At 56.2% G+C, this 13,931-nt stretch carries 13 protein-coding genes; 8 read left to right on the forward strand and 5 right to left on the reverse strand.

The window, feature by feature from the left end:
• Nucleotides 1-62: 62 nt before the first annotated feature.
• The 3 genes from eptB to H2Z33_RS06605 all read right to left on the reverse strand — a co-directional run bounded on the left by eptB (nt 63) and on the right by H2Z33_RS06605 (nt 4,021).
• Nucleotides 63-1,757 carry a kdo(2)-lipid A phosphoethanolamine 7''-transferase gene (eptB, locus tag H2Z33_RS06595; protein WP_017383570.1) on the reverse strand — a complete coding sequence of 565 codons (1,695 nt, stop codon included), beginning with the start codon at nt 1,755-1,757 and terminating at the stop codon, nt 63-65.
• 238 nt (nt 1,758-1,995) lie between these two features.
• Entirely contained in the window at nt 1,996-3,198 is a 1,203-nt protein-coding gene (locus H2Z33_RS06600; protein ID WP_015569982.1) for an MFS transporter, read from the reverse strand.
• Nucleotides 3,199-3,436: 238 nt separating this feature from the next.
• Nucleotides 3,437-4,021, reverse strand: coding sequence for a hypothetical protein (locus H2Z33_RS06605; protein WP_063134723.1), 585 nt, complete (start codon nt 4,019-4,021; stop codon nt 3,437-3,439).
• Nucleotides 4,022-4,138: 117 nt separating this feature from the next.
• Between H2Z33_RS06605 and tag the strand changes: the two genes are divergently transcribed.
• Together tag and H2Z33_RS06615 are read left to right on the forward strand one after the other, a co-directional pair.
• Nucleotides 4,139-4,720, forward strand: a complete 582-nt coding sequence (gene tag, locus H2Z33_RS06610) for a DNA-3-methyladenine glycosylase I (protein ID WP_063134722.1) — start codon at nt 4,139-4,141, stop codon at nt 4,718-4,720.
• Nucleotides 4,698-5,138, forward strand: coding sequence for an N-acetyltransferase (locus H2Z33_RS06615; RefSeq protein ID WP_015569985.1), 441 nt, complete (start codon nt 4,698-4,700; stop codon nt 5,136-5,138). Before tag ends, H2Z33_RS06615 begins: the two co-directional genes overlap by 23 nt.
• On the opposite strand, the gene H2Z33_RS06620 is transcribed toward H2Z33_RS06615, so the two are convergent.
• Nucleotides 5,107-7,476, reverse strand: coding sequence for a molybdopterin guanine dinucleotide-containing S/N-oxide reductase (locus tag H2Z33_RS06620; protein ID WP_063134721.1), 2,370 nt, complete (start codon nt 7,474-7,476; stop codon nt 5,107-5,109). The two genes, H2Z33_RS06615 and H2Z33_RS06620, sit on opposite strands and share 32 nt — an antisense overlap.
• Nucleotides 7,477-7,598: 122 nt before the next feature.
• Here H2Z33_RS06620 and H2Z33_RS06625 point away from each other — a divergent pair, with 122 nt between their 5' ends.
• The 6 genes from H2Z33_RS06625 to ghrB all read left to right on the forward strand — a co-directional run bounded on the left by H2Z33_RS06625 (nt 7,599) and on the right by ghrB (nt 13,651).
• Nucleotides 7,599-8,261 carry an OmpA family lipoprotein gene (locus tag H2Z33_RS06625; protein ID WP_015569987.1) on the forward strand — a complete coding sequence of 221 codons (663 nt, stop codon included), beginning with the start codon at nt 7,599-7,601 and terminating at the stop codon, nt 8,259-8,261.
• A 179-nt stretch (nt 8,262-8,440) separates the two neighbouring features.
• Nucleotides 8,441-9,457: a LacI family DNA-binding transcriptional regulator gene (locus tag H2Z33_RS06630; RefSeq protein WP_015569988.1), complete on the forward strand. Its 1,017-nt coding sequence runs from the start codon at nt 8,441-8,443 to the stop codon at nt 9,455-9,457.
• Between the two features lie 102 nt (nt 9,458-9,559).
• Nucleotides 9,560-10,309, forward strand: coding sequence for a sugar phosphate isomerase/epimerase family protein (locus H2Z33_RS06635; protein WP_033486944.1), 750 nt, complete (start codon nt 9,560-9,562; stop codon nt 10,307-10,309).
• 3 nt (nt 10,310-10,312) lie between these two features.
• Nucleotides 10,313-11,251, forward strand: a complete 939-nt coding sequence (locus tag H2Z33_RS06640; protein WP_063134720.1) for a sugar kinase — start codon at nt 10,313-10,315, stop codon at nt 11,249-11,251.
• 117 nt (nt 11,252-11,368) lie between these two features.
• A complete protein-coding gene (locus tag H2Z33_RS06645) occupies nt 11,369-12,649 on the forward strand; it encodes an MFS transporter (RefSeq protein ID WP_001089079.1) in 1,281 nt (426 codons plus the stop codon).
• Nucleotides 12,650-12,676: 27 nt separating this feature from the next.
• Nucleotides 12,677-13,651: a glyoxylate/hydroxypyruvate reductase GhrB gene (gene ghrB, locus H2Z33_RS06650; protein WP_047062489.1), complete on the forward strand. Its 975-nt coding sequence runs from the start codon at nt 12,677-12,679 to the stop codon at nt 13,649-13,651.
• A 58-nt stretch (nt 13,652-13,709) separates the two neighbouring features.
• Here the strand turns inward: ghrB and cspA are convergent, their stop codons facing one another.
• Complete coding sequence (gene cspA, locus H2Z33_RS06655) at nt 13,710-13,922, reverse strand: RNA chaperone/antiterminator CspA (protein WP_003860775.1); 213 nt, start codon at nt 13,920-13,922, stop codon at nt 13,710-13,712.
• Nucleotides 13,923-13,931 lie beyond the last annotated feature (9 nt).

A 13,931-nucleotide genomic window follows, 5' to 3' on the forward strand; every position in this document is an offset into this window, starting at 1 on the left:
CGCCCCCGTCAATCCCTTATTTTCAAAAAGCCATTCAACTGGCGATATTCTCGCCAGACCAGCTACTGCGCGGCTTTTGTGGTGTTATCAGGGAGTTTACACCAGTTGTTGTTTTCGTTAATCCCACCGTTCGGTGAGGTATAGCCGAGACAACCCATAATGGTGTCGTACAGCTCAACGTGACGGCGCGGTACCTTGATCTCTGCCTGCTGTTTCAGATGGGCAAACATTTTGGCTTTGTCCGGGTTTTCCAGGTACTTATCCGACATCCACATGATCATCGGCACGCGGAACTGCTCAGGCGGGGCCAGCTTACGCGGCGTGCCGTGTAAATGCTCTTTCTCGTTGATGGACTCGCCGTGGTCGGCCGCGTAAATCACAATCGCTTTCTTATCGCGAAGCTGGTCGATCACCCGGCTGAGGAAGGTATCCACATACAGAATCGAGTTATCATAGGCATTGATCAGCTCCTGCTTGCTACAGTTCTTGTTAATGCCGACGCACTCAGGCGTCCATTTGGCGAAATCGCGCGTGTAACGCTGATAGTAGCTGTAGTGTGAACCTTTGGTATGCAGAACAATAAGGTGCTTACCCTGCGGATGGTTTTTCAGCGACTGTTCCATCTCAGAGAGCAGCAGCATATCATCAACGTTCTTTCCGCGGTTACGCGGCTCGGCGCCAATCTGCTCGCGGTAGGCGATGTTATCCGCCATGGTGTTGGTGTAGAACCACATCTCACTTTGCATGGCGAACAGATCGGAGCTAAATCCAAGCTGCTTCAGAACAGCAAACACGTTTTGCTCTTTGAGAGTGCGCTGAGGATTATCACTCGCACCGCCCTCACGAACAAACATACAGCGCAACGAAAGCTTCGTGGCGGTATCGCAGGAGTAGCCGCGGTATGCCACCAGGTTCTTTTCCTGCGCCAGTTTCGGGGTGGTATCGCGGTCATAACCGAGAATACCCATATGATCCCAGCGCGTCGTTTCGCCGATAACGAAGACCACGTAAGTATCATCCAGCCCGTCAGCCGGAGCCTGGTAGGTGAACTTTTTGGTCGGGTTAATCAGCGATTTCACATCGCTGGATTCGTCCGCCTGGGCCCAGGCATAAAGACCTAACGCCGACAGCCAGTTAGACGGCAGATACGAGTTAGCCACCACGCCGCCGTAGCTTGGCATATCTACGCCTGTCGCTTTTTCGATCCGCTTTTGCTGTTTTTCCATCAGGCGAATAGGCGCCCATACCAGCAGACCCGCCAGAAGAACGACGGCGACGTTGCGGATGCGTTGCCCACGGGTACGCAGCTGGCGTAACAGGGTATAGCGACAGGTATTACTCCAGATAAAGAAGAGCGGGATCAGGCAGGTCAAAATCGTCCACATGATGAACCCTTGCCCCACCACCTCTTTCGAGAGGTCGATGTCCGTGGTCATCACCGAGGCCACAATACCGTAGCCAATGACCACATTCATGAATGTCATGTAATAGCTTGCGGCGGCAGAGATAATCACCACCAGCGAGGCCAGAACCTGCCATGTACGTCTGCCAAAAAGCGAGAGCAGACGTAGCAGGAAGAAGGTTGCCAGAATTGAGCCAAACACTTCAATCGCGGCGAAAATCCCGTTTCTTACGGTGAGGTGTTCAAAATAACCTTCCACTCTTCTGAACAGCACCGCGCCATTCAGAAACAAACCGATATAGACAGCCAGCATCAGACACAATCTTTGCTGGGTAAGAGACCTGATATATTTCATGCAAACAACCCTGGGGGAAGGGGTATAAAGACCCGCCGAATCTCATTGAGAAAGCAGACAGAGTAAGTAGGTGCGAGATAAACCGTTATCAGAAACGTCTACAAGCGCGATAAGTAGACCACAGCGAGGAAGAAAAGTGGCAGCAGAGAATGTGAATCGATGAAAATTTTTACAAAATAACAAGTCCGGAAGTGATATGGCGATAAAAAAAGAGGCCCTGCGGCCCCTTTTTATCGAATCATGCATGCGCTTCTTTATATACCTCGCGCTGCGGCTGACGAATCGTGGTGGACAGCGCCAGTGAAATAATCAGCAAGGCAAATATCACGCAGAATGTCACGTAGAAGCCACCAAACAGCGAGGCAATCAGCGATCCGCAAATACTGCCGATACCGAAGCCGAGATAAATCACACCGTAGTTTTTCGCCAGATTGTTCAGCCCGAAGAACTCGCTCACCAGCGACGGGAAGACGGTAATGGTGCCGCCAAAGTTAAAGGCTACGCAGGCTATCGCCGCAAAGAATGTCGCTTCGTTCAGCGGAGCGAACAGCAGCGCTGCCATCCCCACCAGGGAGATCACCTGCCCCAGCGTAATCACACGGATCCTGGCGATTTTGTCAGAAAGGATACCCAGTACCAGACGACCCGAGAGGTTAGCGATGGAGATGACCGTTACCGCGTTCGCCGCCGTCGCCGCGTCCAGTTTCACCATTCCCTGCGCGATATCTTTCGCCACGCCGATGACATACAGACCGCTCATGCAGGCCGTCAGGAACATCACCGCCAGCATCCAGTACTGCGGTTTACGCATGGACTGTGCAAGGGTGAAATCATTCTCCACCACACCGTTAACGGTTTTCACTTCCTGCTGCGGCGCGTCTTTCATCAGCGTTGCGCCGAAGAGGATCATCACCAGCACAATCACGCCCCAGATCATAAAGGTTTTCTCAAGCCCCACCGAGGCCAGCAGATGCGCATCGATGAATTTGAAGCCGAGGCTGCCCAGGCCATATGAACCGATGGCAAACGCGGAGATAAGCCCTTTACGCTCCGGGAACCACTTCACGCAATTAGACAGCGTCAGCAGGTAACCTGCGCCGTCCGCCAGCCCCACCAGCACCCCGGCGCTCAGCCACAGCATCATCAGGTTGTCGGAATATGCCGTCAGGAAGAAGCCCACGCCCAGCAAGATCCCGGAGGCCATGGTTACACGCTTCACGCCGAAGCGCTCCTGAAGTTTGCCCGCCACGGAAGAGGAAATTGCTAACCCAAGACTCAGCAAGCCGAAGGAGAACGCCACCTGGCTTATCGGCGCGCCGATCTTATCAGACAGGGCGCTGTTAAACAGGCTCCAGGTATAGACCGATCCCAGTGCGAACTGGGTAACGATGGTGCCGAATAGCGTCAGCCAACGCGTGCGGTTATAAGTTGATGTGTTCATGGCAGTGTCCTGCAAGATAAGTTAAGGAAATTCGCTGAGGACACGATAAACAAAACCCCATAACGCCAGGGGTAAAACGGCATGAAATGCAGGAGAAACGGAATGAAATGCCTGGAAGCGGGAATGAATGACCTTGCCGGAGAAGAAAAAGCTCAAAGGTGAGCGATCACTATCGCTACAGTCCCTGCCGTTATTGTATTAAATATGTTACCGCAGCGTTTAAAAAAGTGACAACCCTTTAAAATTTGGCGCTCAATCCCAGCGTATATAAATATTCTTCTTCAGTTTGCTGGTTATAGCTGATCTTCGCCCAGGGGTGTAAATCACCATACTGCGTATCGACACGCCACCCCAATGAGTTCACGCTGGCATGCCAGAGTGGATCGGTAAGCGACTGCGTGGTGGTTGTATCCTCAAACGCATTCACTGGTGCGGAGGGAGCGTCATCAGTGCGCCACGCCATTACGGGCCCGGTGGTGAAATGTCCCGCCACGGGAAAATTCCAGCCAACGCTCAGAACGGTTTCCGCATCCGAACCGGAGGGATCGTTCAGGGTAAACCCCGCAGCATTCTGCGTGCGGTTAATACGCTCCGCGAGAATATCTTCATAACGAGGTTGGTGATCGGCGTCCCATGTATAGCGTTCCATCGTATTACTTTGAGCATCTGAAACGATATATTCCTGTTGCCACGCAAAAGCGGTGTTACAAAAAAGCAGGCAGACTGAAACACCCACCAGGCCAGAAGCAGCATGGCGACCACTGATTTTTTTATCATCATCAAAGCGACTCCAGAAAGAGCCGAGTTCGGCGATATATGTCATTGTTCGAAGAGGTATTAGGGCGTATAGCCCTGTATTAACTATTGTCTCTTTAGCAGACACGTCAAGCCGGGCAGATTGAAATTTTTGCGTTTACCGTATCAGGAAGGGAGATGACCTATGCAACGTTGCGGCTGGGTAAGCCAGGATCAGCTTTATATCGATTATCACGACAAGGAATGGGGCGTACCGGAAACCGACGGTAAAAAACTGTTTGAAATGATTTGCCTTGAAGGCCAGCAGGCCGGACTGTCGTGGATCACCGTTCTGAAAAAGCGTGAGAACTATCGCAAAGCCTTCCACCAGTTCGATCCGGCTGCGGTTGCCGCCATGACCGACGACGACGTGGAAAGGCTGGTTCTGGATATCGGTATCATCCGCCATCGCGGTAAAATTCAGGCCATTATTGGTAACGCGCGTGCTTATCTGGCGATGGAGCAAAACGGCGAACCCTTCTCAGCATTCGTCTGGTCGTTTGTGGATAACGAGCCGAAGGTGACGCAGGCCGCCACGCTTGCAGAGATCCCAACGTCGACCCCCGCCTCAGATGCCCTGTCGAAAGCGCTGAAAAAACGCGGCTTTAAGTTTGTGGGCACCACCATCTGTTACTCCTTTATGCAGGCCTGCGGGCTGGTCAATGACCACATTACGGGCTGCTTCTGCCATCCGGAGGGCCACCATGATCCGCAAATGGCAAAGTGAGGACACCGCTCCGCTTTTGAGTCTGTGGCTGGAGAGCACCACCGAGGCGCATCCGTTTATCGACGCAAGTTACTGGCAAGCGAATGAAGCGGTAGTGCGGGATGAATACCTTCCCGCCGCCGAGACCTGGGTCTGGGAAGAAAACGGTACCCTGTGCGGTTTTATCAGCGTCATGCAGTTCCAGTTCGTGGGGGCGTTGTTTATCGCCCCGGCGTTCATCGGAAAGGGGATCGGGCGTGCGCTGCTGAACCACGTTCAGCAGCACTATCCGTATTTAACTCTGGAGGTGTATCAGAAAAACGTGCGGGCGGTGAATTTCTATCATGCTCAGGGTTTTCGCATCGAAGACAGCGCCTGGCAGGATGATACCCAACACCCGACGTGGATCATGAGCTGGCAGGCGGATCAAACGCCGTAAGGGTAAGCGCCGGCCCCTCATATTTCTCCACCCATGCCAGCGCCGTATTCCCCGCGCAGCCATTCCCCAGCTTCGAGCTGGGGAGATCTTTGGTCAGCACGTTTACGGCGCCGTTCTTACAAATACCGCCCTCGTCCAGCGCCAGATCCGGCCATGCGCCCTGATGAATGCAGAAAACGCCAGGGCGGATCCCGTCACTCACCACGGCGCCTGCCAGCACCTGCCCGCGCGCGTTCCAGACCCGAACGAGGTCGCCGTGGTTAATCCCCCGCGCCTTTGCGTCATCGCTGTTCAGCGCAATCGGCTCACGACCCGCCACCGCATACTGCTCGCGCAAAGCCGAATAGTTGAGCTGGCTGTGCAGACGATGGGCGGGATGGGCAGACAGCAGCTGAAGCTGCCCCGGCTGCGCATTGCCATGCCATTCGTCCGGCTCCAGCCACGCCGGATGTGGCGGACAGTCCGCGTAGCCAAAGCTGGCGATGCGTTCGCTGTAGATCACAATCTTCCCGCTTTCGGTTTTTAACGGATGATTCTCCGGATCGCGACGGAAGTCAGCAAAGCGCACAAACCGCGCATTCTGCTCGCTTTCCGGCATTTCGAAGAGTTGATTCGCCTCCCAGAACTCAGCGAATGGCGGCAGCGTCACGCCCTGCGCAGCCCCGCGCTGGCTGGCAATCTGGTAAAACGTTTCCAGCCATTGCAGATCGGTTTTGCCCTCGGTGAAACGCTCCCGACCGCCCGCTTCCCACATTTCACTCAGGTCGGCAAAGACATCAAAATCATCCCGCGCTTCATCCCGGGGAGCCACGACGCGCTTCATCGGCACCATATGCTGATTACTGTAATCCCCCGTCATGGTGAGATCGTTACGCTCGAACGAGGTCGTGGCGGGCAAAACGATATCAGCATGTTTCGCTGACGCGGTCCAGAAGCACTCCGAGATCACCACCAGCTCCGGTTTCTGCCAGGCGCGGATCAGGCGGTTAGTATCCTGGTGATGGGTGAAGTTGGCCCCACCCGCCCACCAGACAAACTTAATATCCGGGAAATGCCGATCCTGGCCGTTGTGCTGATAAAACCCGCCTGGGTTCTCCAGGGCTTCAACAATGCGTGCCACCGGAATTTTATCTACCGCGTCCACGCCACCCTGCACCGAGCCCTGCATGGAGGCCAGCACCGCGGCTTTTCGCGTCGGGTTGCCGCCGTTAGCAAAGTGATAGGAAAGCCCAAAACCGCCGCCGGGTGTGCCAATCTGCCCGAGCATCGCGGCGAGCGTCACCAGCATCCAGTGCTTCTGCTCGCCAAACTGCTGGCGCTGCATCCCCCAGCCGGACATGAGCATCGTGACACAGCTATGGAATAACGTCGCCAGTTCGCGGATTTTAACGGCATCAACGCCGCAAATCGCCGCAGCCCACTCTGCGGTTTTGGCGATACCGTCGGTTTGTCCCGTCAGGTAGTCGGCAAATTTATCGAAACCCGTGGTGCAGCGCGCCAGAAATTCCGTATCGTGCCAGCCGTTCTCCACCAGGGTGTGGGCGATGCCCAGCATCATCGCCACGTCGGTGCCCATATGCGGCGCGATCCACTCGGCGCTGTCGCCGAAGAAATCCAGCGTTTCAGAACGCATCGGATCGATACAGATGATGCGCTTGCCGCTTTTGCGCAGCGCATCAAAGTAGGAAACGCCCTGCTCGTCGGACGCATTCCAGGCAATTTTCAGGGTATTGAGCGGGTTGGCGCTCCAGAGCACCACTACCTCCGCATGCTCCAGCACCAGCGGCCAGCTGGTCTGCTGCTGATAAACCTCATTCCCGCCCACGACATACGGCATGATCGCCTGCGCCGCGCCGGTCGAGTAATCGCCCAGATGGCCGGTGTATCCTCCGGCCAGGCTCATATAGCGTTGCAGCAGGGTTGCGGCCTTATGCAGCACGCCGTTCGAGCGCCAGCCATAGGAGCCAGCAAAAATGGACGACGGGCCATAGCTGTCGCGAATGCGTTTATGCTGGGTATGGATCAGCGCCAGCGCGTCGTCCCAGCTCACGCGTACGAACTCATCCTGCCCACGAATACCCTGCGGCTTATCCGGTGACGACAGAAAGCCTTTACGCACCATCGGCCAGCGGACGCGGGTTTTACTGTGTACCTGATCGCGAACGACGGTCTGTAAAGAGTTGAGATGGCGCGAAGGCAAAGCCCCGCGAGACGACAGCACAGTGTCGCCATCGGTTTCGACCAGCATCGGCCCCCAGTGGGCGGCGGTCAGAATGGTTTTTGTTGAGGTGCTCAAAGCGTGCGCTCCTGGTTGCGTGCAGGTGTTTCGGCCTTTCATTGAGGCAGTTTATCGTTTGTGACAAATTTCAGAGTTATACACTGAATTTTCTCCGTATCCGGACGTCATAATCCACTGCCACGTCCATCGTGGCAAAGAATAAAAAGGATTAAGGAAATAAGATGAAAAAACGCGTACTCGTTATTGCCGCTCTGGTGAGCGGCGCACTGGCTGTTTCTGGCTGCACAACCAACCCTTACACCGGTGAACGCGAAGCGGGCAAATCCGGCATTGGCGCGGGTATTGGTTCCCTGGTGGGAGCTGGCGTTGGCGCACTCTCCTCCTCCAAGAAAGATCGCGGCAAAGGTGCGCTGATTGGCGCAGCGGCAGGCGCAGCCCTGGGCGGCGGCGTGGGTTATTACATGGACGTGCAGGAAGCAAAACTGCGTGACAAAATGAAAGGTACGGGCGTGAGCGTGACGCGCAGCGGTGACAACATCATCCTGAACATGCCAAACAACGTGACCTTTGACAGCAGCAGCGCGACGCTGAAACCCGCCGGCGCAAACACCCTGACCGGCGTGGCCGCGGTGCTGAAAGAGTACAATAAAACTGCCGTGAACGTGATTGGCTACACCGACAGCACCGGCAGCCAGGATCTGAACATGCGTCTGTCCCAGCAGCGCGCCGATTCCGTGGCCAGCTCGCTGATCGCCCAGGGCGTAGAAGCGAACCGCATCCGCACCAGCGGCATGGGTCCGGCTAACCCGATCGCCAGCAACAGCACGGCGGAAGGCAAAGCGCAGAACCGCCGCGTTGAGATTACGTTAAGCCCGGTGCAGTAGGTAAAAGCAAAACGGCAACCCCGTTGCCGTTTTTAGTGTTTGCGCCCTCTCCCGTGGGAGAGGGTTGGGGTGAGGGCATCAGACCGCAACCTCCGGTAAGCGCAGCGCCACCCGGCAAATTGCTTGATTCGCCAGATTTTCCCGCTAAGGTATTCTCACTAAATTCAGGGAAATCAGCGATGATCAAACCAACCCGGGCCACCATCAGCGACGTGGCGAAAGCCGCCAAAACCGGTAAAACCAGCATTTCACGCTACCTCAACGGCGAGAAACACCTGCTTTCCGATGCGCTGCTGGCGCGAATCGAACAGGCCATTGCCGATCTCGACTACCGTCCCAGCCTGATGGCGCGCGGCCTCAAGCGGGGCCGCACCCGTCTGATTGGCCTCATCATCGCCGATATCACCAACCCCTACTCCGTAAACGTCCTCAGCGGCATCGAAGCGGCATGCCGTGAGAAAGGCTTTACCCCGCTGGTCTGTAACACCAATAACGAGGTTGATCAGGAGCTGCATTACCTCGATCTGCTGCGCAGCTATCAGGTGGAAGGGATTGTGGTGAATGCCGTCGGGATGCGAGAAGAGGGGCTAAATCGTCTGCAACAATCGTCTCTGCCAATGGTGCTTATTGACCGAAAAATCCCGGAATTTGCCTGCGATGTGGTCGGGCTGGATAACACCCAGGCGGCTACCACCGCCACCGAGCACCTGATTGAACAGGGCTTCGAAGCCATTTTATTCCTGAGCGAACCGCTGGGCATGGTTAACACCCGCCGCGACCGCCTGGCTGCATTTCGTGCCACGCTGGCGCGATATCCCGGCGTGATCGCCGAGAATGCCGAAATCCCCCTGCATGAAGCCGGGCAGCTGGATAATACTCTGCGCCAGTTCCATACCCGCCATCGGGGTATGCGCAAGGCGGTGATCTCCGCGAACGGGGCGCTGACGCTTCAGGTTGCCCGCTCGCTTAAACGCATTGGCCTGCACTGGGGCAGCGACATCGGCTTACTCGGCTTTGATGAACTGGAGTGGGCAGAACTTGCTGGCGTAGGCATCACCACCCTCAAACAACCCACCTGGCAGATCGGCTATGCCGCGGTTGAACAAGTGGTCCGCCGCATTGAAGGCACCCGCGACGCCGTACGCGAGCAGGTTTTTTCCGGCGAACTGATCGTTCGCGGCTCTACTGCCCGTTAATTTCCCCTTCGTGACAGCGATCATAAATTCAGCATCCCGATCTTTTCTTTGGAACCGGTTCCATCTAGCGTAATACTATCGATTACGCTCTGGAGTCAGGAAATGAGCAGGAAAATTATGGTGGTCACCGCCGCGTATGGTGCGGATCAGGTGCGACAGGCAGGCGGTCAACGGGCAATGCTTCCCGTTATTGCCGGCGCGGGAGCTGATGGCGTTGAAATCCGCCGCGAGCTCTTCAGCAACGACGAGTTAATGGCCCTGCCTGCGCTCGGCGAGTCCATTGAACTGCTGGGTTTACTGGCGTGCTACTCCGCCCCGGCCCCCCTGTTTATGCCCGATGGCACCCTCAACACGGATCTCCCGCGCTACCTTAGCGAAGCCAGCGCCCTGAACGCGCTGTGGCTTAAAGTCTCGCTGGGTCATTTCAGCGACAAACAGCCGCTTGAAGCCCTGCGCGCACTGCTGGATGAAAGCGGCATGACGCTGGTGGTGGAAAACGACCAGACCGACTGCGGGCAGCTCGCGCCGATGCAGCGCTTCAAAGCCGCCTGCCGGGTAATGGCGCTGCCGGTCACGCTGACGTTCGATATGGGCAACTGGCTGTGGGTTGGCGACTCTCCGGAAGAGGCTGCACGTCAGCTGGCTCCCGCCGTGAGCTATATTCATGTGAAGTCCGCAGTCCCGCATAAGGCGCAGTTCCGCGCCGTTGCGCCGGATCAGACCGATTCTCGCTGGCGGGATCTGCTTAATCAACTCCCTGCCGATGCGCCACGCGGTATCGAATTTCCGCTGGAAGGGACGGATCTCACCGCCGTCACCCGCCATTACGTCAACCTGCTGCGCGAGGAGTAAACCATGCACAAGACGCTGGATGTCATCACCATTGGCGAGGCCATGGCGATGTTTGTCGCCACCGAAACGGGCGAGCTGAGCGCAGTGGAGTACTTCATTAAACGCGTGGCAGGTGCCGAGCTGAATGTTGCTACCGGCCTTGCGCGGCTGGGGCTGAATGTCGGCTGGGTAAGCCGCGTGGGAAATGACAGCTTTGGCCATTTTGTTCTCGACTCGCTGAAAAAAGAGGGCATTGATGCCGCAGGCGTGACCCTCGACGGACGCTTTGCGACGGGCTTTCAGCTGAAATCTAAAGTTGAAAATGGAACCGATCCCATCGTGGAGTATTTCCGCAAAGGCTCAGCGGCAAGCCATCTCTCCGTGGATGATTATCACGCCGCGTATTTCTCCTCCGCGCGCCACCTGCACCTGAGCGGCGTGGCGGCGGCGCTCTCGGCCAGCTCGTACGATTTACTGGATCACGCGGCTTCGGCAATGAAAGCGCAGGGCAAAACCATCTCCTTTGATCCGAACCTGCGCCCGGTGCTGTGGAAAAGCGAAGCGGAGATGGCTGAGAAACTCAACCGACTGGCATTTAAGGCGGACTGGGTTCTGCCTGGCATAAAAGAGGGAATGATCCTTACTGGCGAAAGCACGCCCGAAGGCATTGCTGATTTTTACCTCAACAGAGGGGTAAAAGCCGTGGTGCTGAAAACCGGTGCCGACGGCGCATGGTTCAAAACTGCCGACGGTGAGCAAGGCGCTGTCGCTGCGGTAAAAGTCGACAACGTGGTCGATACCGTGGGCGCGGGCGATGGGTTTGCCGTCGGGGTCATCAGCGCTCTGCTGGAGGGCAAACCGCTGTCGCAGGCCGTGGCGCGAGGCAACAAAATTGGTTCGCTGGCGATTCAGGTGCAGGGCGACAGCGAAGGATTACCAACACGAGCAGAGCTCGGCGTCTAAATTCCCTCTCCCTGTGGGAGAGGGCCTGGGTGAGGGCAGCAATCCGCACCAGATAATTAAGCCACCGTGTACCCTACAGACAACGGCGGCAACAACCTCAACAACAGAGGCAAGCCTATGAACAGTTCGACCAATGCAGTAAAACGCTGGTGGTACATCATGCCAATCGTGTTTATCACGTACAGCCTGGCGTACCTGGATCGTGCCAACTTCAGTTTCGCATCCGCCGCCGGGATCAACGAAGACCTCGGGATCACCAAAGGGGTCTCCTCCCTGCTGGGTGCCCTCTTCTTCCTGGGTTATTTCTTCTTCCAGATCCCCGGCGCGATTTACGCTGAACGCCGCAGCGTGCGAAAGCTCATTTTCATCTGCCTGATCTTATGGGGTGCCTGTGCGTCGCTTACCGGCGTGGTGAATAACATTCCTGCTCTGGCGGCTATTCGCTTTATTCTCGGCGTGGTTGAGGCGGCCGTCATGCCAGCAATGCTGATTTACATCAGCAACTGGTTCACAAAATCTGAGCGTTCACGTGCTAATACGTTCCTGATACTTGGTAACCCGGTCACCGTGTTGTGGATGTCGGTGGTTTCCGGCTACCTGATCCAGTCCTTCGGCTGGCGCGAGATGTTCATCATCGAAGGGGTTCCCGCGATTATCTGGGCCTTCTGCTGGTGGGTGCTGGTGAAAGATAAGCCAGCCCAGGCAAAATGGCTTTCAGAGGACGAAAAAGCCGCACTCCAGGCGCAGCTGGATAAAGAGCAGCAGGGGCTGAAAGCGGTGCGTAACTATGGCGAAGCCTTCCGCTCCCGGAACGTTATTCTGCTGTGCGCACAGTATTTTACCTGGAGTATTGGCGTGTACGGCTTTGTGCTGTGGCTGCCGTCGATTATCCGCAGCGGCGGTGAAAACCTTGGCATGGTGGAAGTGGGTTGGCTGTCATCGGTGCCTTACCTGGCTGCGACCATCGCGATGATTATCGTCTCCTGGGCATCGGACAAGCTGCAAAACCGTAAGCTGTTCGTCTGGCCACTGCTGCTGATCGCTGCTTTTGCCTTCATTGGCTCCTGGGCCGTGGGCGCAAACCACTTCTGGGCTTCGTATACGCTGCTGGTGATTGCGGGTGCGGCCATGTATGCCCCGTATGGTCCGTTCTTTGCCATCATCCCGGAAATGCTGCCGCGTAACGTCGCAGGGGGCGCGATGGCGTTGATCAACAGTATGGGCGCGCTGGGTTCGTTCTTTGGCTCGTGGTTTGTGGGCTATCTGAACGGCGCCACCGGCAGCCCATCGGCCTCTTACATCTTTATGGGGGTGGCGCTTTTTGCCTCGGTATGGCTTACTCTGATTGTTAAGCCTGCTAATAATCAACAGCTACCCGTCGGCGCACGCCACGCCTGAATCCTTTTAAAATCAACGGAGATTAGCATGAAGCCGTCCGTCATTTTGTACAAAGCACTGCCTGAAGACCTGCAAAAACGCCTGGAAGAACACTTTACCGTTACCCGGGTCAAGAACCTCAGCCCGGAAACCGTGGCACAGCACGCCGACGCGTTTGCCAGCGCCGAGGGCCTGCTGGGTTCGAGCGAAAAGGTGGATGCAGCGCTGCTGGAGAAAATGCCGAAGCTTCGTGCTACCTCAACCGTTTCGGTGGGATACGACAATTTCGACGTGGATGCGCTAAACGCGCGCAACATCCTGCTGATGCACACGCCGCATGCCCTGACGGAGACCGTCGCCGACACGCTGATGGCGCTGGTGCTCAGCACCGCCCGTCGCGTGGTGGAAGTGGCCGAGCGCGTGAAAGCGGGCGAATGGACGAAAAGCATTGGCCCGGACTGGTTCGGCGTGGACGTTCATGACAAAACGCTGGGGATTGTTGGGATGGGCCGCATCGGTCTGGCACTGGCACAGCGCGCGCATTTCGGCTTCAGCATGCCCATTCTGTATAACGCACGCCGTCACCACACTGAAGCTGAAGAACGTTTCAATGCCCGCTACTGCGAGCTTGATACGCTGTTGCGGGAAGCCGACTTTGTCTGCCTGATCCTGCCGCTGACGGATGAAACGCGTCATCTCATCGGCAAAGCGGCGTTTGAAAAGATGAAGAAATCGGCCATTTTCATCAACGCGGGTCGTGGTCCGGTGGTCGATGAGAAGGCGCTGATTGAGGCTCTGCAAAACGGTGAGATCCACGCTGCTGGTCTGGACGTGTTTGAACAGGAGCCGCTGCCGGTGGATTCTCCGCTACTGACCATGCCGAACGTCGTCGCCCTGCCCCACATCGGCTCTGCCACTCATGAAACACGCTACAATATGGCGGCGACCGCCGTGGATAATCTGATTGCCGCGCTCGGCGGTAAAGTGGATAAGAACTGCGTTAACCCACAGATACAACAGTAGATACGAAAAAACCCGCCAGAAGGCGGGTTTTTGAATTTTGTGCTACTGGGTTGGAAGCTTACAGGCTTACAACGTTACCAGCTGCTGGGCCTTTAGCGCCGCTTTCGATGGTGAAGGAAACTTTCTGACCTTCATCCAGAGATTTGTAGCCATCGTTCTGGATAGCAGAGAAGTGTACGAACACGTCTTTAGAGCCATCGTCAGGAGTGATGAAGCCGAAACCTTTATCAGCGTTGAACCATTTTACCAGACCAGTCATTTTAGCAGACATAGAAATTAC

The organism is Enterobacter sp. YSU, assembly GCF_016082135.1.
GTDB lineage: Bacteria > Pseudomonadota > Gammaproteobacteria > Enterobacterales > Enterobacteriaceae > Enterobacter > Enterobacter hormaechei_C.